Raw genomic sequence first — 21,056 nt, 5'->3', positions numbered from 1 at the left:
TAGGGGGGTTTTTAAAATGGCTCATAAAGAACAGCGTAAAGGAGTAGTTCTTGCTGTTTTAGATACGTTAACATTTGGTATACCAGTATTGCTATGGAATTTATATAAGAATACGAATACAACATTGAAATTAATGATCCCGATCATTCCGATTGTTGGTTTCATAACGTATCTTTTAGCATCCCTTCATTAATAAGATACAAAATCCTTAGCATGAGCGTAGCGCCCATGCTTTTTTCATTGGGTCATTTTTTAAAAATCGTTTGATTTAATAGACGGAGAGCTTGTACGATATCATCCATTTGTTCTATATCTGAGGAAGATAGGCTGTCTATTAGCATCCTTTCGATATGCTGAAAGGCCTCGTTCATACAGGTACGGCCTTTGTCAGAAAGCATAATGATATGCTTTCGTTTGTCAACACGGTCTTCTTCTCTATCAATGAATTGTTTTTCGTGCAGTTTTTTCAGTTCTCTGCTGACATTTGGAAGAGACATATGCTGACAGTCTGCGATGTCACTAGGGGTAAGCGGTTCGCTGACCGCTAGCTGCTCTAAAATTAAATATTGTAAGGCTGTTAATTCTGGTGGTTTGACTTTGCTCATCAGATCATGTTTTAGCTCTGAAAAAGTAGAAGCAAATGCGACGAATTCCTTGAAGAAATGTGGATGTTGCATGATGATCACCTCCTATGTAACATATCAAATTTATTATCAAAAAACAATTATCATTTGACAACTAATCGATTGGGGTATATCTTTTTATTATCAAATGATAACTAAAGGAGAAAAAGATGAATGTACTCATTATTTATACTCACCCTCATCACAATAGTTTAAATGGTGCTTTTTTTAAAGAAATTGTTAGAGGCAGCGAAGAAAATCCAATCGTTCAAGAAGTGAAAATCATCGATTTATATCAAGAAAAATTTGATCCTGTACTTGTTTTTAATGAAGAGAAAAAGAGACGTGATATGCATAAAGATCCTGACATTCGCGAGTATCAGGATAAGATCATGTGGGCGGATAAAATCGTGTTCGTTTATCCCATTTGGTGGGGGCGGCCGCCAGCTATGCTGCTTGGCTTTATTGACCGCATGTTTGCTGCGAATTTCGCTTATCGTCAAACAGGCGGTCTGCTGCCAGAAGGATTATTAAAAGGGAAAAGTGCCGTTTGTGTATCGACAATGCAAGGACCAACCAACTACCCTTTGTTCTTTTTACAAAATGCGCACAAGATGTTAATGAAACGAGCTCTCTTGCAATATGTCGGAATCAAACCTGTGAAGTTCTTTGAGTTTGGGATGATGGAAAGTCCAAAAGGGAAGCATGACATCAAATTAAAACGCACATACAACTATTTCAGAAACATCAGCTCTTAATATATTTTGATAAGCCACTTTTCTTCTAATTTGATCCTTTTCTGTTTTAAAATGACATTGAGGCGGGGTCACTTATCCTCGTCATTTGAAAAGGGGGATATGGATGAAGAAAACATTGTTTAAAGATGCAGCACTCTTAACACTTGATCCATCTTTAGGTTTTCTTGAAAAGGGAGATTTATTAATTGAAGGGAAACACATTTTAGAAGTTGGACCTTCAATTGAAGTAAGTGATGCAGACATTGTTGATGCATCTGATATGGTCATTATGCCAGGTCTTGTAGATACACATCGGCATGTGTGGCAGTCTGTCATCCGGGGCATAGGGACAGATTGGTCTTTGCAGACATATTTAAGCAAAATCTATTATGGCAACTATGGAGCAATGAGACGCCCATCCGACGATCGAATCGCCAATTATTTAGGGGCATTAGAGGCTTTAGATGCAGGTGTGACCACGTTTTTAGATTGGACGATGATCAATTCAATGGATCATACAGAAGAGCTCATTGGAGGATTAAAAGATGCGGGTATACGAGCTGTTTTTGCTTTTGGTTCCTCTGGAGATGCTGAATATTGGGATAGAGAGAGTACGCTCACCAATATGGAGGACGCAGCACGTGTGAAAAAAGCGCATTTTCAATCATCAGATCAGCTTTTAACAATGGGACTTGCGATTCGTGGTCCAGAGTTTTCTTCATGGGAGACGTCGGTATTTGAAATTGAAACAGCTCGGTCTCTAGATGCTCTATGTAGTATGCACATCGGCTTTGGAAATTGGGGAGCGGAGGATCGATCGATTGAGCGGCTTCACAAAGCAGGGCTGCTCGGACCTGATTTGAACATGGTGCATATTAACGCAATCGATGCGGATCAAATGAAGATGCTGGCAGACAGCGGAAGCTCCATCTCCATTACCCCTGAAATTGAAATGATGATGGGTCACGGTTATCCTGTCACAGGACTTGCGATTGAACAAGGTGTTCTTCCAACGCTCGGTGTAGACGTAGTGACAGCGACAGGTGGAGATTTGTTTGCTCAAATGAAATTCGGGCTTCAGGCAGAGCGCGCGATCCAAAATCAATCGTTGTTAATGGATGGGATCATGCCGGGACCTGAACTTGGGCTGTCAGCTCATCAAATGCTTGAGGCTGCGACGATCAATGGCGCTCGTGCATTACAGCTTGATCATAAAATTGGGTCGCTTACACCTGGGAAAGAAGCGGATTTTATTTTGATCGATCGGACAAGCATGAATCTTCTTCCGATGACAGATCCGGCTGGAGCGGTTGTCCAAACGGCACATCCTTCAAATGTTGATTCTGTTTATGTTGCTGGAAAAGCAGTGAAACAAAACGGAAAGCTAGTCGGTGTGAACCTAGAAGAGGTCAAACGAAAAGCTTATGAGGCAAGAGACCATATTTTATCACACAAGTTTGAATCAACACCTTCATAAATAAAATAACCCCATAGGCGTTGCCTATGGGGAATTGATTACAAGGAATCCTTAATGACCTTTTTATAATATTGGACAGATAGGAATCCGAAGATAGAATAGAGGACAGTGTAAATCGACATAACGATGAGCATTGGAGTCCACAATTCTCCGCCGAATAAAAACCAGCCTGATTGTACAGCAAAGTAGCTGTGCAGCAATCCGACGATGAGCGGAATCCCAAAGTTAAACAGCTGTTTAAGCCGGATGCCTTTTAATAGGTCCTTCTCAGTAAAACCAAGCTTACGCAAGATCGTATAGGAGCTTTGTTCCTCTTCACTTTCATTCATTTGTTTAAAGTATAAAATACAGCCAGATGTGACAAGGAAGCTAAGGCCTAAAAACCCGACCACAAACATCATCAGTCCTATTGTTTGTTTTTGCTGCTGAGCTGAAGCTAATTGAGACATGCTGTTGTCACTTAGTTTTAAAGATGTAAACACGCTATTTGCTTGTTCAAGATTTTTATCATCTTTTATATTGACTGAGATATATTGGCTATTTTCAAGCTGTAGCTTTGGATCTTTTTGTTGATCGAGCTGCTCAAAAACATCTTGACTCACGACGGCAACAGGTAGACCGCCAAAAGTGAAGTTGTAAGAAATGAGATAATCTTTCTTCATATCTATGACTTTCAAATCAAGCGGTTTCTTAATGAGAAGCTTCACATCGCCTGAGCTTTGAATCGGCATGATTTTCTTTAATAGATCACTGTAGCCGCTTAAAATACTTCGTTGTTCTCCACATGAAAATTTGGTGCATTTTTCTCACTGATCACAGGCAGTGTCAATACGCCTGGATCATTCTTCATATTTTTCACCTCTGAATCCACTATTTTTTTCGCATCAAATTTCGCTTGAATCACTTTGAACTGCTTTTGATCATAAGCAATATGTTTGTCAGAAAGTGCACGAGTGAAGGTTGCTGCTTCTTTTTCTGAGCCCATGGCGAAATGAGCTGGAATCATCTGCTCAGCGGTTTTTTCTGCTGAGTAATAGGAAATGTAGCTAAGAGCCAGCAAACCGATGGCAAGTGCAGATACGGTTGTAATAATCGTTAAAAGCAGTGCATTTGATTTTAGCCGGAACATAATGGATGACAGAGATAATACTTCATGAATGGCGAGATAGCCATTTTTTCTTTTACGTACAATATTGGCAATGAAAGAAACAGAGCCTTTGTAAAAAAGAAAGGTACCGATGATAACAGAGGCTAGAATATAAATCATGGCTAAAAGTAACTCAAACATGGACGTATATGAGCCGGTAAAAAGCTTAGAAGAAATATAATAGCCTGAGCTGATCAAGACAATACCGAACACTCCAATGATGATTTCAAACACAGAGATCTTTTTCACACGCTGTTCTGTCGAAGACGTTGTTCTAAACAAAGATAAAATCGTTTGTTTATTAATAAAACGTCTATTTCTCAGCATAATCAATCCATAGATAATAAAAAAGACAATGAGTGTTTGCAGAAGGGCCATGCCCGAAAAATGCAGATTGGCGATGGCATTAACACCAGTCACTTTAAATAACACCATCAGCATCAGCTTTGAACCGATAAAGCCTGCAATGATGCCGATAGTCATGGCTGTCACGTATAGAATAAAGTTCTCTGCATTGAGCAGTCTGGAAATTTTTTGTTTCGTCATACCAATGAGCTGCAGGAGACCTATTTCTTTTCCTCTGCGCTTAATAAAAATGCTATTCGCATATAGCAGGAAAATACCGACGATGGCTATAAGCAGAACCGAAGCGGCTTTAATCGAAGCACCGCCTTTAATGGAGCCTTTTACATCATCAAGTGCTGGTGAGTATTGCAAGGTGACAAAGGAAAAATAGAGCGCCACACTAAACACGAGAGCAAACACATATAAATAGTAATTCTTCAAATTTTTCTTCAGGTTACGAAAGATGAGCTGATTAATGTTCATGCTTCACACCGCCTAAGACACCTTGCGTTTTCATAATATCCTCGAAAAACATTTTTCTTTCTAAAGCGCCTTTATTCAACTGTGTATAAATCTGTCCATCCTTGATAAAAATGACGCGGCTTGAATAGCTGGCTGCGACAGGATCATGTGTCACCATCACAATGGTCGCTTTTCGTTTGCGATTGAAATCTTGCAGTTTGTTGAGCAGGTCAGATGCCGATTTGGAATCAAGTGCCCCTGTAGGTTCATCAGCGAAAATAAGACTTGGTTCATGAATGAAGGCACGAACCGCCGATGTCCGCTGCTTTTGTCCGCCAGAGAGTTCGTTCGGGTATTTGTCTCTTAGTTCATAAATCCCCATGTCTTCTGCAAGCTGTTGAAAACGTTCAAAAGCTTCTTTTTTTGGCGTTTTGGAGATGGATAAAGGCAAAAGGATGTTTTCTTTGACTGTGAGTGTATCAAGTAAATTATAATCTTGAAAAACAAAGCCAAGCTGCTTTTTTCTAAATTCCGCAAGCTGCTGATCCTTCATTTGCGTCATCTCAGCATCTGCAATACGAATGGATCCGCTGGACACATGATCGATAGACGACAATACGTTCAGAAGGGTTGTTTTCCCCGAGCCTGATGGCCCCATGATACTGACAAATTCCCCGGCTTCAATGGTTAAATCAATACCACTCAGCACCTCTTGTTTGTTGAATTTATTTCCATAGCTTTTATAAATTTTGCGAGCTTCTAAAATGTTCATTTGCTGAACCCCTTTTTCTTTTAATTGATAACTCTAGTATAAAAAGAAGCCTGCCAGACGTCCTTCGATTTGGCGAACAAAACAGACGAGCATGTGACATTGTTGTCACATGCTTGTTTTTTAAACAAATTGTATGTAAACCAGTTTCTTATTAGGGTGAGTTTTCTTTCCCCATTTATTTTATCTGTTTTTCACTCTTATGTATCAATCTTCTCAGATTTTTCATGTCAGGATGCTGTTTTGAAGCTTTACATGGCCATTTTATTCATGTATGATATGCATATTAAATAAATGCATAGTAAATCTATGTATTGGAGGTAACTAAGAATGAAAGTGAGTAAAGAGCTTCTAAAGGGAAGTACAGCTACCCTTATTTTAAGCTTATTAAATGAAAGACCGATGTATGGATATGAAATGATTAAAGAATTAGAGACGAAATCGGAAGGGATTTTCAGCTTTAAAGAAGGAACAATCTATCCTATTTTGCACAATTTGGAGGGGAAAGAGTTCATTATCTCTTATTGGGGCGAAGGGAATGGCAACCGGAAAAGAAAGTATTACAAAATAAATGAACAAGGGAAAGCATTGATACAGGAAAAGAAAGAAGAATGGAACGTATTCAAACAAGCAGTTGATGGCGTTTTGAACGGAGAGAAAATCGCATGGGATTAGATAAAAAGTTCGAGAAGTATGTCAAAAGTGTATGTAAACGAATTAAAAATAAAGATGTTCATTCGAATATAAAGCTTGAGCTGATGGATCATCTATACACGCTAAAAGAGGAAGCAATGAATGCTGGGATGTCTGAAGAAGAGGCGGTAGAGCAAGCGTTGGACCAAATTGGTGATGCGGAAATTCTCGGAACGCAGCTTCACGAAACACATAAAGTCCAAATCGATTTTAAGATGATTCTTCTAGTGCTAGCCGCTTGTTCTTGCGGGCTGCTTGTGATGTACTTTTTACAGTTTCATTCAGATTTTACAAATCTTCAAAACATGAACATTTTTTATAAAAGCCTTGCCTTTTATCTGGTAGGTTTAGCGCTTATGTTTGGTTTGTTTTCCTTCGATTATCGGCGCTTATTGAAATACTCTTGGTATTTATACATTGGGACACTCGGAATGCTGATTTTTTCGATGATGTTCGGGTCAAGAGTGAACGGTATTCTTTTTTTAAGAATACGTGATGTATCAATAAATTTGACTGAGATTATGCCTTTTCTTCTAGCTATTTCTTTAGCAGGGATCTTTCACAATTGGAATTGGGAAAATGCGTACAAAACTTGGCTTGGAGTAGGGATGATGGCTTTACCGATTATTTTAATCAGTACGATTGGTTTTCTTCCTGCGACCGTTATCTGTCTGGTCATGTGCTTAACCGTGATGTATGTGTCTAGCGCAAGTTATAAGCAAATCATTCTGCTGACGGCAACAGGCGTGTTATATCTAATGTTTGAAGTGTTTTCTCTTTTTCAAGCAGATAGACACCGTTCCTTTTTCAAAGTTCATGAATTCAGCTCAAACGGGCTTCAGATCACACCTTATGCTATGTCTGAGGTTCACACGGATTGGATGTTTACATATATCATTTATTCATTTGGCTGGTTGGCAGGGCTCATTGCGCTCCTGTTGTTTGTCATCTTTATTCACAGAGTATTTCGTACAGCAAAACGAGTGAAAATGGCTTATGGCAAAATGGTCATGACAGGTTTAGCGGCTGTGTTTGCAGCAAAATATCTGTTAAGCATTTTCACAAACTTTGGCTTGTTGCCATTATCTGGAGTGTCTATGCCTTTCATGAGCTATGGAGGTTCACATATTCTTCTAGAAATGATGGCTGTTGGGCTGATATTAAGTATTTATAGACGGAGACAGATGGGAGATGTTTTTCACCAAGAAGCGGGAAGTATTTCCTAAGTAAGCCACCTCAATCTCTTCGCGCAAGTTTTGACAGCCGCGAAGAGATTGCGATTGCTTTTTACATGCTCGCAATATGAACAAAATCATTCTTTTTCGGAAAGGTGAAGGTGAAGGTTGTACCTTGATCTATCGTGGAGTTGACCTCGATCGTGATATGAAGAGCGTCAGCTCCTTTTTTCGTTAAATAGAGCCCCATTCCTGTTGAGGCGGTGTCATTGTGATGTCTTGTCGAGGTAAAGCCTTTTTCAAAAATACGAGAGATGTCTCTTGGATCAATTCCTCTGCCTTGATCTGTGATTGTCAGCATGACTTGGTCATTTATTTGCTTGCTTTCAATGACAATATCGGAAGAATGGCTGTATTTGACTGCATTTGTGAGTACCTGTCTGAGCATAAAGGATAGCCATTTTATATCACTTAATACGGTACGTTCCTCCAGCGCCAGCTCAAAGCCGATTCCTTTTTGCATGCACCATGATTGGAGCGCTTTGATTTCCTTTGCGATGATGCTTTGCAGGTCCAGCTTTTCAATGAATAAATCATTCTCGATATGACGAACTCTGCTTTGGTGCAGCTGGGCATCAAGTAATAAATGTATTCTGAGCCACTCGTACGTCATATTTGATTTCAGCTGCTGATCTGTTAAGCGGTCAATCATTAAGCGCATCGCTGTAAGCGGTGTTTTGACCTCATGTATCCAAGAGAGCAATTCATCTTTTTCTTCTTCAAGAGCGATTTTCTGCTCTGCTGCCATCCGCCGGTAGCGTGCAATTTGCTCTGACGTCGCATCATGTATGAGCTGCTCAAATGGGGAAGAGGGGGTTAGCCGCATTTGATGTTCAATGTCATCATCCCATTCTTTCAACCTCTCATAATAAGCCGTTTCTTTTCGGTATCGAAAAAAGAGAAAGACAATCATGAGAAACGTAGATAATAGCACAATATAGAAAAGAGAAGCGATGGGAATGGTCGTATCCAAATAAGCAACAAATAGAATGAGGAGCTGCAAACTAAGAAAGAAAAGAATCCAGCTTCTTCGTTCTTTTAAAAATGCTTGCAGCATCATTGATCATCCTTTTCTTTTGCAAGATAGCCTTGACCCACTTTTGTCTCAATGAAGGCGCCAAGGGAGATCTCGTCTAGTTTTTTTCTGAGCCGGTTGACGTTTACAGTCAGTGTATTGTCACTGACAAATCGTTCATCCTCCCACAATGCTTGAATGAGTGATTCCCGGCTGACGATATGATTTTTATGCTGAATCAATTCCTTGAGAATAAATAACTCATTTTTTGTTAATTCAACCTCACCGTGATCATTTGTTACGGTGTTTTTTTCTAGGTCAATGGCAGCGCCGCACCACACCTTTAGGCTGGCCGGCTCTGCATTATAATCATGCACTCGGCGAAGAACAGCATTAATTTTGGCAATGAGCACGTCAAAGTGGAAGGGCTTTTGCACAAAATCATCGGCTCCGAGCTGCATCGACATGACCATATCAGCAGGGTGGTCTCTTGAGGAGAGGAAGATGATTGGAACATTTGAATGATGCCGAATCATCCGGCACCAGTGAAAGCCATCGTATTTTGGCAGCTGTATATCAATAATGACGAGATCAGGCTGGACAGATGTGAATTCCTGCAGCACCTGATGAAAATCTTGAATCCCATAAACATCATAGGACCAGTTGACTAGACGTTCTTTGATTTCTTGGAAGAGTGTTGTATCATCTTCAATTAGTAAAATCTTAAACAAAATCAGCACCACACTTTTTGTATTCGCTTGTTGTCATTGTAGCGGAAAAAGGACCATGCCGCTAGAAGTAGACAAGAAAAAAGCAAGGGAAGAGATCCCTTGCTTCAGCTTATTTACCTAAAAAGTGCTTTTTAAAGAATGAGAGTTGGTATTCAAGTGTGATCGGGTCATTAAAATAGAATTCTTCTGCATTGGCCTCATACACACGATGTTTTTTGACAGCTGGGATGGACTTGTAAATTTTACTGTTTTGATAGGAATTGTCCATTTCGCTGTTTTTACTAATGATCATATAATCTCCAGCAAATTCAGGAATGACCTCCTGTGAAACTGCATAGTAGCCGGCTTTTAATGCTTTTTCTTTCACTTTCTCAGGCATTTTCAGTTTCATTTCCTGGTAGAGGATTTCTGTTCCGCGGCCCCATGCATCTCCAAAGACGTAGAGCTCTTTTGTGCCACTTTCAAAGACAGAAACTGTTGCATCTTTACCGATTTTTGCTTTGATTTCTTTTCCAGCTTCATCTGCACGTTTTTTGAAATCTTTTACCCAAGCTTTGGCTTCTTTTTCTTTGTTTAATACTTTTCCAATTTCAATGTGCTGCTGAAGGTAATCGACTTTGTTATACGTAAACAAAACGGTTGGTGCGATTTTTTTGAGTTTTTCTACATTTTTAGTATTGCTTAAACCAATGATGACATCAGGCTTTAGCTTCATAATTTTCTCTACATTGGCATCCGATACTTCTTCCACATTTTTTAATTCCTTTTGGAAGCGAGGGTTCTTTTTGGACCAAGAGTCAACGCCGACAAGGTTCACACCAAGTGACATGACATTACCTGTGTAAGAACCTAGAACAACAACACGTTTTGGATGCGCTGGTAGCTTCACAGGTCCATTTTCAGATTGATATGTAATTTTGTCTGATGATGTTGATTGATTTCCTTTATTTGAGGAAGAGCTGCTGCTATTGCCACATGCGCTCAATGCAAGTACAAAGATGAGCATCAGAGGGAACAATATTTTCTTCATGAATGTAGACTCCTTTGAAATCGGCACATAGCCGTATATTTGGTTGAATTAGTGATAATGATAATTATTATCACTCGGATATCATATCATAGGACTGTGGGCTGTTGTCAATGACATTTTGATAGCTGGTGATAAAAAATAAAGATGAGATTTTTTATCAAAAAAAAGATCAAGGCAGCGTGTGTCCTGATCTTTTTTCTTATTTAAACCAGCCTTTTTCTTTTGAGCGGGTAATGGCCTCGATGCGGTTCTTAACTTCTAGCTTATCTAAAATAATGGAAATGTAGTTCCGGACAGTGCCGCTTTTAATGCTGAGTTCTTTTGCAATTTCTTTTGTGTTTTTACCGTCTGCGACGAGTTCAAGGACCGATTTCTCTCGCTCCGTTAAAGGATTTTCATCACTATATAAGTCTTCCATCAATTCAGGGGCATACACCTTTTTCCCTTTCATCACACTGCGAATCGCACTTGCGAGTTCCTCGCTGGGGCTGTCTTTCAGCATATAGCCGCTGACGCCAGCTTTTAACGCTCTTTGGAAATAACCAGAGCGGGCAAAGGTCGTCAAAATGATGATTTTCACATCTGATCCTTTAAGCTCTTCCGCTGCATCAAGTCCAGATTTTCCCGGCATTTCAATATCCATTAAGCAAATATCAACAGCGTGTTTTTTGGCAAAATCGATGGCATCTTGACCATTCGTACCCTTTCCAACAACCGTCATATCGTCTTCTAAATCGAGAAGTGAACCGAGTGCACCAAGCAGCATTTGCTGATCTTCTGCGATAAAGATGTTGATCATTTCATCCCCTCCTTTTCTTTTGCAGCTGAATCATTTGGAATGATCATAATGAGCTTTGTCCCATCCTTTGTCTCAATACGCAGGCGGCCATTTGCAAATTCCAATCTTTCTCTTATTCCTAAAAGGCCGTGACCCTTCGATTGAGAGGAAGGATAGTCGCCTTTAAATGTTCCGTCGTCCTCAACGGTGATGATCGCTTCCTTTGATTTTTGGTGAATGGTGATTTTACAAACCGTCGCGTCACTATGTTTGACGACATTCGTCACCGCCTCTTTGATGCACATACTCACAATGTTTTCGTTCAGGAGTGAGATGTGTTTCGGTGCTTCCTTTTCATCATAGATCAATTCAATTCCAGCTGCTTCGAGAATTTGCTCGATGTTCGACATTTCATCTTTAATTCGAATGCCTTTCATAGAGGAAACAATCTTTCGCACCTCATTGAGAGACGTTCTGGCAGTCTGCTGGACGCTTTTGAGTTCGGCACGAGCCTGTTCAGGGTCTTTATACACGAGTTTACGGGCAAGATCACTTTTTAAACCGATCAAAGAAAGCTTTTGTCCAAGGGTGTCATGCAGGTCGCGAGCAATGCGCTGCCTTTCTTCCAGCTTCACAAGATCAGCAATCCGTTCATTGGCATATTCTAATTTCTCCTCAAGCCGTTCACGTTCCTTCCTGCTTCGAATGCTAAGTGGAAGAAGAATGGCACTAATCAGGGTAATGACGACAAAAGGAATTTGTGTGAGAAACCAGCCCTTTTTTAAGATCAAACTAAAGTTCACTGCCACGGCGGCGCTCGCCAGATGGATATAGTACAAGATATAAAAGGGGACTTTTCGTTTGATATGTCCGTTAAAATAGGCGATGCAAAAAGCGAAATAAATATAGCTGTAGAGCATCACATAACCAGTTGAAATACCGATCAATAAAAGACCGAAGACATATAAAGACCAGCCTTTTGCGACAAACGCAAAACGATACACAGCGAAAAAGACGACGTTCAAAATAATGCCGATCACAATGCCTAAAGTCGAAGGTGTCTTAAAGATAAAATAGAAGGGCAGGATGAAAAAAATGGCCCATATATAAGGGGAAATCCCATGCAATTTTTGAATTTTAAACTGTTTTTTCATCCGTGTGCCACCTTTTTCATTCTTTTTCCTTACTTTATCAAATTCAACATGCGGCTGCATCCTGTAAATGATAACAAGCTCCTTCTAGTGTAAGAAAGAGCTTGAACCAATTATGCATTTTTCTTCAGAATGTCTCCTTTGATAACAGGGACGTTCATCTTCTTAGATTGCCTTGCCTCTTTGAAGGTAACGAATGCTTTCGTTTCTTCATCCCACAATCTAAATTTCATGGATTCAATACTTGTTTTTAATGTAATGGTTGGGACATTTTGCAACGGTTCACTTTGCTCATGAGCATGCTCTAAATGATAATTCGGTACTCTTGGGCTTAAATGATGGACATGATGGTAACCAATATTACCTGTTAACCATTGAAGAAGCTTTGGTAATTTGTAAAAAGAGCTTCCTTCAACAGCTGCCTGCACATAGTTCCAATGTTCATCTGCTTCAAAATAAGAATCCTCAAACGTATGCTGTACATAAAACAACCATACACCGATAGATCCTGAGATTAGGAAGATCGGACCTTGAACAAGCAGGAATTCCTGCCAGCCAAAAAGAAGACATGTTACGGCTGCTAACGCAATGATGCTCACGTTTGTGAAATACGTGTTCCAACGCTCTTTTTTACGAGCATTTTTGACGTTGAAACGGTTTTTTAAGAGAAAGACAAAGATCGGTCCTAAAATAAACATCACAAACGGGTTACGATAAAATCTGTAGCGAAATTTCGTCCATGCTGATGCTTCTTGATATTCTTTGACTGTTAGGAGCCAGATGTCGCCAGTACCTCGTTTGTCTAAATTGCTGCTTGTGGCATGGTGAATTGAATGATCTCGTTGCCATTGAAGATAAGGGAAAAGGGTGAGTACGCCCGTTAAAAAACCGAACAGGTGATTTAGCGGCTTCTGTTTAAAAAAGGATTGATGGCAGCAGTCGTGAAAAATAATAAAGACACGTACTAAAAACCCAGCTGCAATAACCGCAAAGAAGAGGGTTAAAAGGTAGGAGATATTCAGGCTATAATAGGCAAGAAACCAAAGCCCTAAAAATGGAATGAATGTATTAAAGAGTTGAATGATACTTTTTTTCGAATCAGCACCAGAGAATTGACCCACTTGTTTTCTTAAAGTAGCTTGCTGCTGTGTGTTTGTTGAAGTCGTCATGAACGTTCAAGTCCTTTCCGTTTCTTTCTACTTCAAAGTATAGAAGGAAAGGTGTCATGCTCATAGTAGCACCCATCATGTATTCAATATGACATTTGTCATGTTTGTCATCAAAAAGGCTGATGGGATCAACGTTTGTGCGCTTATTACATCATCAATAAAAAAGTAAAGGCGCTGAGCCTTTACTTTTTATGAACGTGCTTCATGTACTTTTAACTGCTTGCCTTTAATGGTTGTGTGGCGCATGGCATTCAGCACAAGAGGACCTTTGCCGTTTAAAATATCTACATATGTTTTCGTGTCTTGAATTGTAATAATCCCAATGTCATCGAATGCAACGCCATCTATTTTGGCAATGGTCCCAACGAAATCAACAGCTCGCAGCTTCTTTTTCTTTCCGCCGTTAAAATAAAGCTTCATAATATCCTTCTCAACGCCTGCCTGTTTATTTTCCTTTTGAACAGGCGTTTCAATCTTTTCTTCAAAGCTTTCTACATGCTTTTCTGCTTCTTCCTTCGTTGGATAAGGCTGAGTTTGAAAATCTATGCCGGCATCCTGCTTTAATTCATCAATAAGCGGCTTAGCATTCTTTGTCATAAACGCAATCGTTTTTCCGCTTTTTCCCGCTCTGCCTGTTCTACCAGTTCGGTGAATATAGCGCTCTTTTTCATAAGGAAGATCATAATGAATGACATGTGTCATATCACTGACATCAATTCCCCGGGCTGCTATATCTGTTGCGATCAGATAACGGAATTCACCTTTTTTAAATTCATCCATCACATCAAAGCGGTCTTCCTGTCTCATGCCGCCATGAATTTTGTCACAAGGCACATCCCATTCATCCAGCTTCATCGTGAGTTCATTCACCCGGTCCTGTGTATTACAGAAAATAATGCAGCTATCTGGATTTTCAATGACGATCGTCCGCTGAAGAAGGGAGAATTTCGATTCCTCTTCTGTTTCAATTACGGTATGGGTGATTTGCTGTACAGACGTTTCTTCACGTGCGATCTCAATGATTTTCGGTGATTGTAAAAATTGTTCGCTCAATTTCTTCATATCTTCAGACATTGTCGCTGAAAATAGCATCGACATGCGCTTTGGCGGCAGATACTGAATAATAGAAGAAACCTGATCGATAAATCCCATGTTCAGCATTTCATCCGCTTCATCTAACACGAAAAATTTGAGATTTTCTAAAGAAAGGGTGCCTTTCTCAAGGTGATCCAAAATGCGGCCTGGTGTCCCGCACACAATATGGTTTTTCTGTGAAAGCTCTACTTTCTGCGCTTGAAAAGAGGCTTTTCCAAAAATGGCTGCGGCTTTGATTCGTTTGAATCGTCCAAGGCTTGTGAGGTCTTGTTTGACCTGCATGGCGAGTTCTCGTGTCGGAACGAGGATAAGTGCTTGAGGCTTATTTTCAGCCCAATCAACCATTTCACAAATCGGCAGACCATATGCTGCAGTCTTGCCACTGCCAGTCTGAGATTTGACGATTAAATCCTGCTTTGAAAAAGCAACAGATAATGTCTCGTGCTGAACGGGTGTAGGTGTATGGAAGTGAAGCGCTTCTAGCGCTTGTTTCAATTCATCACTTAATGGATATTGATCAAAATGTTGTAATGTCATCGTGTTCTCCTTTTCGTACAATCATACTTGTGACATCATACCATAACCATGACCGTGAATGAAAAGACATAAAAAAAAGCCCCATAAAGGAGCTTTAAACCCTCAATAATCTGAAAGATTAAAGGAATCTTCGTTTTACTTTTTCCCAGTAAGAGTTGTCTTTTAATTTCACCGTTTTAATCACTTTTCCTGAAAGTCCAATGTCAATTTGTTTGACGTGTTTTGTACCGAGCGCTTCGTTATCAAGCCCGATAATTGGATGATCGTTTCCATCCTGCACCACCTTCAGCGTCAGCTTACGGTCACTGCTTAAAATGAAAGGAGCGCCTAATGTACGGTACGAGTTGTTATTCAGAGATGCAAGCTCTGTGACTTGCATACATGGAAGCATCGGATCAACCACGGCGCCGCTCACGGATTTATTGTAAGCCGTTGAACCAGTCGGAGTGGAAATAATCATGCCGTCGCCTCTAAAAGTTTCAAAATGGAAATCATCTATATACACATCGATCACAAATGTTTTAATAATGCTGGAGCGGATCGACAGTTCATTTAAGCAATGGAACTGATTTGTGCTGTCAACGCTTACATCGATAATTGGATATTTTCTCACTTCAAGCTGTTCAGTGTTCATGGCATCAATCATTTTATCAAAATGTTCTAACGAGAAATCACAGTATAGGTGCGTATTCTCTGATTTTGATACCCCTACATACAAGCAGTCATCCCGGAAGTTCGTTTTGCGGACTGCTTGAAGAAATGTGCCATCACCGCCAATTGAAGCAATAATATGGGCATCCTCTGCACGCTTGACGACGTGAAAGCCTTGATCGGTAGCGAGCTTCTCGAGAGAAGAAATGTGTCCATCCAATTCATGATCTTTTTTGTAAAAGAAAAATACATTGCGTCGATTGTCTGTCATTGACGTTCTCCCCTTTGCTGTCAAAAATAATTTCCAATAATAAAGGGCTTACATGAAAACCCTTGCTCACATTTTACACTTTTTTCATATGAAAGTAAAAACATTAGAAAGAACCATCTAATGATCAGATTTGCATGATGAGAAATGAGTCGATGTGAGTGATTCGAAATGGCTGAATCCTGAGCATAATTGAATAGCCGTTTTCTCATGAAAGAATGGTTTAGGTGTTTCGTTGCGGTGAAGATATAGCCTATTAGGTGCAGGGAGAGGATAAAAAAGCCAATTTTTCGTCATACGCTTGTCTACGTAGACGATGTAAAGTTGATCGTTATTTAAGAGAGGTGCTATCATATGCCTACATGAAATGTAAAAAAACCACAATTCCTGTGAAACATTTCATGTGGGCATTCGTATGAATGAAGTGAGATCAAAAGGAGGAGAAAAAGATGAATGCGAAAAGATGGGTAGCGCTAATTATTGCACTTGGTGTTTTCGGATTTTCAATTGTAATTAGTGTCACGATGGCCTTGTTCGATAGCTTCAATGACAATAAAATGAGCTATCAATTCGGGGATGAAATAGAAGAGAAGGTACTAGAGAATGGCAGCGGTGCAGGCAAGATTGCTGTTCTTGAGATTAATGGAACGATTCAAGATAATGGAGGTGCCTCGAGCCTATTAGGCGGAGAAGGGTATGATCATCGTGCATTCCTCAAGGAACTAGATAAAGCGAAAGAGGATGCTTCGGTAAAAGGCGTACTGCTGCGCGTTAACTCTCCTGGCGGCGGTGTCTATGAAAGTGCTGAAATACATAAAAAATTAGAAGAAGTGAAAAAAGCAAAGAAGCCGATTTACGTATCTATGGGCTCAATGGCAGCTTCTGGCGGCTACTACGTGTCAACTCCAGCGAAGAAAATCTTTGCTTCACCTGAAACATTAACAGGATCGCTAGGTGTTATTATGCAAAGCTTGAATTATTCAAAGCTGGCAGATAATTTGGGCATTAAATATGAAACGATTAAGAGCGGGAAGTTCAAAGACATCATGTCTCCTAACCGTGATATGACAAAAGATGAGCGCAACATCATGCAAAGCATGGTCGATAACTCTTACGAAGGATTTGTCAAAGTGATCTCTGAAGGACGAGGCATGTCAAAAAAGGAAGTCAAGAAAATTGCTGACGGCCGAGTATATGACGGGACACAGGCAAAATCGAACGGATTAGTCGATGAGCTTGGGTATTATGAAGATGCATTAAAAGCGATGAAGAAAAATGAAAAAGGCTTAAAAGGAGCAACAGTGGTCAGCTATTCTCAAAGCTTTGGCTGGAACTCTCTCTTCAACATGAGTGCAAGCAAGCTCTTTAAAAGCGAAATTGATTTTCTGAATTTAAAAGAAACACTGGCTGGCTCAAATGGGTCTAAACCGATGTATCTCTATTCAAAATAAAGGAGGGATCATAGATGGATTCTACATTCGATGAAGTAAGCGAAAGCCGCAGCCAAGAGGAAGAATCGAAGCCGGCCTTTGTGAAGCGCGCTTCAATTGAAGCACAGGCGTTTGCAGGTTTTTGGATTAGATTTTGGGCGTTTATTCTTGATTGGCTCGTCGTCTGGGGTGTCAACCATTTGACGGTTTCTCCAATCTTTAGTCTGTTTGGTTGGTCCAAAGGAGGGGGATGGTTTTCTCCATTTTCCGTCACAACGACGATTGTATTCCTCCTTTATTTCGCCATCATGACGAAAATCTTTCAACAAACACTCGGCAAGATGGTGTTTGGGATTAAAGTGGTCTCACTTCAGCCTGAGAAGAAGCTGGCATGGGATGTTATTTTCTTTAGAGAGATTGTGGGACGCTACATTAATACGATCTTTGTTCTCTATGCAATCGTTGGGTTCTCGCCGAAAAAGCAAGGGGTTCATGATTACTTTGCTGATACAGTGGTCGTCCATGAACATTTATATGAAAAAACAGAATCAAACGTATAATCAGAGGAGTTTGGCCGCGTACTGGTCAAACTCTTTTTTTGTTGATTGGGTATAAAATCCAGAATGAGAGCCATAATCGTAGGGGAAGCATCATTTGTTATGGAGGAAGTGAGCACAGTGCTTTACGTTTGGATCGCAGCGTTGTTGTTTCTTGTGATCTTGTTGATTTTCATGAAAGTAACCATTTCGCTGGACTATTCGCATACAAACGACAATGACCATATTGCACTGAAGGTCATCACCTTATATGGATTGATCAGACTCAAAAAAGAGATTCCGATGGTGAGGGTCAATCCAGAAGACCAAACGATTGATATTCGTGAAAAGAAAATGGAAAGCGCCAAAACCCCTGATCACGAAAAAGAATCGATGCATAAAAAAGTAGGAAAACGTGATATGAAGCAAATCCTTCATCAAATGGAGCGCATCACAAAAGAGATTGTCGATTTAAACCGGATCATGCGCAAGTTCTTCATTCACATAAGGGTTGTCTCATTTCACTGGTCGACATGGATCGGCTTTCATGACGCCGCTTTAACAGGTGTAGCAGCCGGCGGTGTGTGGTCAGTTAAAGGAGCGCTGCTTGCCTTTATGCAGGAGCATCTCACCTTTAAGCATAAACCTGTATATGAAGTCATTCCGGCCTTTCAGCACAACGTATCGCAGACTCAGTTTACATGTATAGCTTATTTTCGTATTGGACATGCTATGCTTGCAGCCATTCGTTTACTTGTCCATTGGTTAAAAGGGAGAAAGGCGAGAAAAAGTGCCTCTCTTCAAGCAACGAAGAATGAATCATCTGTTTAAGGAGGAACCCGAAAATGGCAGATCATCCAATCCAAGGTCTCATGAAGACAGCGATGGAAAACTTAAAAGAAATGATAGATGTGAATACAATCATCGGCGATCCAGTCGAAACCCCTGACGGCAGTGTCATTCTCACTGTGTCAAAGGTTGGTTTTGGATTTGCAGCCGGCGGCAGTGAATTTAACGGGAACCAAAAGAAGGAAAAGCGTTCTGATGATCAAGAACGAAAAGAACCGAGACTCCCATTTGGCGGCGGAAGCGGCGGCGGGGTATCGATTACACCAATTGCCTTCTTAATTGTAGGAACAAACGGAGTTCGAATGCTTCATTTGGATGAACACACACATCTGCTCGATAAAATATTGGATTCTGCTCCTCAAGCAATTGAACGTCTTCAGCACATGTTTAAGAAGGATGAGCGGGAGCACCGTCATAAAGAACGAAAACTAGATGACATAGACCTTTAAAAAGTTAGCTGCGCTGCAGTTAACTTTTTTTTCAAAATGGACGATTAGGCTTTGCAGTTTTTTGCTTTCTCTACTATGATAGAACCATACATTTGAAAAGGGAGGAATTGTTTTGGCATCGATCACATTTAAAGGAAGTCCTGTCACGCTTGTAGGAAATGAAGTAAAAGTAGGCGAGCAGGCTCCTGATTTTACGGTTTTAACGAACTCACTTGGAGAAGTTTCACTTTCTGATTTAGCAGGAAAAGTGACGATCATCTCAGTGATTCCTTCTATTGATACAGGTGTGTGTGACGCACAAACAAGACGTTTCAATGAAGAGGCAGCGGGTTTAGGTCCGGTCAATATTTATACGATTAGTGCAGACCTTCCATTTGCACAAGCACGCTGGTGCGGAGCAAACGGAATTGAAAATGTCGAAACATTATCTGATCACAGAGATATGTCATTTGGTGAAGCATTCGGAGTGTATATGAAAGAATTGCGTTTATTGGCGCGCGCAGTCTTTGTATTAGACCCTAACGGAAAAGTGGTTTACACTGAATACGTAAGTGAAGCAACGAATCACCCAAATTATGAAAAAGCCATTGAAGCTGCAAAATCACTGTTATAAAAGCAGCATCGACAAGAGCTCCGGCTTCAACCTGGGGCTCTTTTCAATGAGAACATATAGCTTTTAACAAAGCGAGGAGAGAAAAGCATTGCAGAAAGATCAAGTAAGTACTATTTTTGAACTGCTCGATACAGCTTCTATTCGATTGAAAAAGGAACAGAGCATTTCCTATATTGAGGCATTGGCAGAAGCAGGAGAAGCCTTTTTCCAAGCAAATGATCGAAACGGTTTATTAAAGGATTTAATAGAGAAAGCAGATTTTGCTTCTTATGATCATGAGCAGATTCGTAAAGCGTTTCAGCTCGCCGTATTGAAAGGTCAAAAGGATATTTCTCATCCAAATCGCCAGATGACGCCAGATACGATTGGACTGTTTGTCAGCTATTTGGTGAATAAATTTTTAGAAGGTCAAAAAGAACTTGTTGTCTTTGATCCAGCAGCGGGAACAGGAAACTTACTTCTTGCGGTTTTAAACAATCTCACTGCAGAAACAAAGCGCGGCTTTGCGTCTGAAATTGATGATGTGCTCATTAAAATTGCTTGGGCCCAGGCGAATTTAGAGGAGAAAGAAGTCGAGCTTTTCCACCAGGACAGTCTTGAACCGCTTCTGATCTCACCGGCAGATGTCACTGTATGCAGCCTGCCAGTCGGCTATTATCCAAATGATGAGCGTGCAGCAGACTTTGAATTGCAGGCAAAAGAAGGACATGCCTTTGCCCATTATTTATTCATTGAACAAAGCCTCCGCTACACAAAAGAAGGCGGCTTCTTATTCTTCATCATTCCAAACGATTTGTTTGAAGGTAAAGAAAGCGTACAATTAAAGGATTTCATCAAAGATCATGCGTATATGAATGCGTTAATTCAGCTGCCAGTGTCCATGTTTAAGGATAAGAAACACGCCAAAAGCTTATTTGTGATGCAAAAGAAAAGAGAAGGGCTGGAAGCACCAAAACGAATGCTGTTTGCCAATCTTCCATCTTTCTCACAAAAGGAAGCAATGGTCGGTGTGATGAGAAAATTAGACCAGTGGTTTATAGAAGAAAAAGAAACGAAAGAATAGCCAGAGATATTTCTGGCTATTTTACTATTCAGAAAATAATGACTTATTGATGTAAGCGATAACAGTTTGAAGGTGCACTTGAAATGCAAAGTTTTCAATGTTTAAATGAAAAAGTCAGATATTTTTCGGACTTATCGTTAAACTATAAAAGACCCGTCAAACAGGTTGAATATAGCACCGGAAAAAACGTGAAACCTTATATA

The 21,056-nt window shown here is 40.2% G+C and carries 21 protein-coding genes and 1 pseudogene; 11 read left to right on the top strand and 11 right to left on the bottom strand.

Annotated elements, in window-relative coordinates:
* Positions 1-16: 16 nt before the first annotated feature.
* On the top strand, positions 17-193 hold the full coding sequence (locus AOQ70_RS19645; protein ID WP_180272423.1) for a hypothetical protein: 177 nt from the start codon (positions 17-19) through the stop codon (positions 191-193).
* Positions 194-245: 52 nt separating this feature from the next.
* Here the strand turns inward: AOQ70_RS19645 and AOQ70_RS02865 are convergent, their stop codons facing one another.
* Positions 246-677 (bottom strand): MarR family winged helix-turn-helix transcriptional regulator, encoded by a 432-nt coding sequence (locus tag AOQ70_RS02865; RefSeq protein ID WP_059374791.1) that lies wholly within the window; start codon positions 675-677, stop codon positions 246-248.
* A 116-nt stretch (positions 678-793) separates the two neighbouring features.
* On the opposite strand from AOQ70_RS02865, the gene AOQ70_RS02860 reads away from it, so the two are divergent.
* On the top strand, positions 794-1,381 hold the full coding sequence (locus AOQ70_RS02860) for an NAD(P)H-dependent oxidoreductase (protein WP_058838272.1): 588 nt from the start codon (positions 794-796) through the stop codon (positions 1,379-1,381).
* A 103-nt stretch (positions 1,382-1,484) separates the two neighbouring features.
* Positions 1,485-2,837 carry an amidohydrolase family protein gene (locus tag AOQ70_RS02855; RefSeq protein WP_059374790.1) on the top strand — a complete coding sequence of 451 codons (1,353 nt, stop codon included), beginning with the start codon at positions 1,485-1,487 and terminating at the stop codon, positions 2,835-2,837.
* 38 nt (positions 2,838-2,875) lie between these two features.
* Here the strand turns inward: AOQ70_RS02855 and AOQ70_RS02850 are convergent.
* Positions 2,876-4,812, bottom strand: a pseudogene (locus tag AOQ70_RS02850) (ABC transporter permease).
* Positions 4,802-5,563: an ABC transporter ATP-binding protein gene (locus tag AOQ70_RS02845; protein ID WP_024426158.1), complete on the bottom strand. Its 762-nt coding sequence runs from the start codon at positions 5,561-5,563 to the stop codon at positions 4,802-4,804. The pseudogene AOQ70_RS02850 and the gene AOQ70_RS02845 overlap by 11 nt, the downstream one beginning before the upstream one ends.
* Before the next feature lie 327 nt (positions 5,564-5,890).
* Between AOQ70_RS02845 and AOQ70_RS02840 the strand changes: the two genes are divergently transcribed.
* Together AOQ70_RS02840 and AOQ70_RS02835 are read left to right on the top strand one after the other, a co-directional pair.
* The gene (locus AOQ70_RS02840; RefSeq protein ID WP_047203764.1) at positions 5,891-6,235 is read left to right on the top strand and encodes a PadR family transcriptional regulator; all 345 of its coding nucleotides are present in this window, start codon (positions 5,891-5,893) and stop codon (positions 6,233-6,235) included.
* Complete coding sequence (locus tag AOQ70_RS02835) at positions 6,226-7,479, top strand: FtsW/RodA/SpoVE family cell cycle protein (protein WP_059374788.1); 1,254 nt, start codon at positions 6,226-6,228, stop codon at positions 7,477-7,479. Before AOQ70_RS02840 ends, AOQ70_RS02835 begins: the two co-directional genes overlap by 10 nt.
* A gap of 61 nt (positions 7,480-7,540) precedes the next feature.
* On the opposite strand, the gene AOQ70_RS02830 is transcribed toward AOQ70_RS02835, so the two are convergent.
* The 8 genes from AOQ70_RS02830 to AOQ70_RS02795 form a co-directional block, all read right to left on the bottom strand.
* Complete coding sequence (locus AOQ70_RS02830) at positions 7,541-8,545, bottom strand: sensor histidine kinase (protein ID WP_059374786.1); 1,005 nt, start codon at positions 8,543-8,545, stop codon at positions 7,541-7,543.
* Positions 8,545-9,234: a response regulator transcription factor gene (locus AOQ70_RS02825; RefSeq protein WP_047203767.1), complete on the bottom strand. Its 690-nt coding sequence runs from the start codon at positions 9,232-9,234 to the stop codon at positions 8,545-8,547. The genes AOQ70_RS02830 and AOQ70_RS02825 overlap by 1 nt, the downstream gene beginning before the upstream one ends.
* Positions 9,235-9,343: 109 nt before the next feature.
* Positions 9,344-10,264, bottom strand: coding sequence for an iron-hydroxamate ABC transporter substrate-binding protein (locus AOQ70_RS02820; RefSeq protein ID WP_059374785.1), 921 nt, complete (start codon positions 10,262-10,264; stop codon positions 9,344-9,346).
* Positions 10,265-10,463: 199 nt separating this feature from the next.
* On the bottom strand, positions 10,464-11,063 hold the full coding sequence (locus tag AOQ70_RS02815; protein ID WP_058838277.1) for a response regulator transcription factor: 600 nt from the start codon (positions 11,061-11,063) through the stop codon (positions 10,464-10,466).
* Complete coding sequence (locus AOQ70_RS02810; RefSeq protein WP_059374807.1) at positions 11,060-12,196, bottom strand: sensor histidine kinase; 1,137 nt, start codon at positions 12,194-12,196, stop codon at positions 11,060-11,062. The genes AOQ70_RS02815 and AOQ70_RS02810 overlap by 4 nt, the downstream gene beginning before the upstream one ends.
* Positions 12,197-12,306: 110 nt before the next feature.
* The gene (locus tag AOQ70_RS02805) at positions 12,307-13,362 is read right to left on the bottom strand and encodes a fatty acid desaturase (RefSeq protein ID WP_039180608.1); all 1,056 of its coding nucleotides are present in this window, start codon (positions 13,360-13,362) and stop codon (positions 12,307-12,309) included.
* A gap of 189 nt (positions 13,363-13,551) precedes the next feature.
* Complete coding sequence (locus AOQ70_RS02800; protein WP_059374783.1) at positions 13,552-14,994, bottom strand: DEAD/DEAH box helicase; 1,443 nt, start codon at positions 14,992-14,994, stop codon at positions 13,552-13,554.
* Positions 14,995-15,112: 118 nt separating this feature from the next.
* Complete coding sequence (locus AOQ70_RS02795; RefSeq protein WP_024424814.1) at positions 15,113-15,916, bottom strand: NAD kinase; 804 nt, start codon at positions 15,914-15,916, stop codon at positions 15,113-15,115.
* A gap of 446 nt (positions 15,917-16,362) precedes the next feature.
* On the opposite strand from AOQ70_RS02795, the gene sppA reads away from it, so the two are divergent.
* The 6 genes from sppA (at position 16,363) to AOQ70_RS02765 (ending at position 20,853) form a co-directional block, all read left to right on the top strand.
* The gene (sppA, locus tag AOQ70_RS02790) at positions 16,363-17,364 is read left to right on the top strand and encodes a signal peptide peptidase SppA (protein WP_059374781.1); all 1,002 of its coding nucleotides are present in this window, start codon (positions 16,363-16,365) and stop codon (positions 17,362-17,364) included.
* Positions 17,365-17,378: 14 nt separating this feature from the next.
* Positions 17,379-17,903 carry an RDD family protein gene (locus tag AOQ70_RS02785; protein WP_041086612.1) on the top strand — a complete coding sequence of 175 codons (525 nt, stop codon included), beginning with the start codon at positions 17,379-17,381 and terminating at the stop codon, positions 17,901-17,903.
* Between the two features lie 99 nt (positions 17,904-18,002).
* On the top strand, positions 18,003-18,710 hold the full coding sequence (locus tag AOQ70_RS02780) for a DUF2953 domain-containing protein (protein WP_059374780.1): 708 nt from the start codon (positions 18,003-18,005) through the stop codon (positions 18,708-18,710).
* A gap of 14 nt (positions 18,711-18,724) precedes the next feature.
* Positions 18,725-19,177: a GerW family sporulation protein gene (ytfJ, locus tag AOQ70_RS02775; protein WP_024424811.1), complete on the top strand. Its 453-nt coding sequence runs from the start codon at positions 18,725-18,727 to the stop codon at positions 19,175-19,177.
* A 112-nt stretch (positions 19,178-19,289) separates the two neighbouring features.
* Positions 19,290-19,790, top strand: coding sequence for a thiol peroxidase (gene tpx, locus AOQ70_RS02770; protein WP_024424810.1), 501 nt, complete (start codon positions 19,290-19,292; stop codon positions 19,788-19,790).
* A gap of 88 nt (positions 19,791-19,878) precedes the next feature.
* Positions 19,879-20,853: a class I SAM-dependent methyltransferase gene (locus tag AOQ70_RS02765; protein ID WP_039180596.1), complete on the top strand. Its 975-nt coding sequence runs from the start codon at positions 19,879-19,881 to the stop codon at positions 20,851-20,853.
* Positions 20,854-21,056: the final 203 nt, after the last annotated feature.

The sequence above is a fragment of the Bacillus sp. AM 13(2015) genome (assembly GCF_001518755.1).
Classification (GTDB): domain Bacteria; phylum Bacillota; class Bacilli; order Bacillales; family Bacillaceae; genus Bacillus; species Bacillus safensis.
This window is presented reverse-complemented; position numbering and strand designations above follow the sequence as displayed.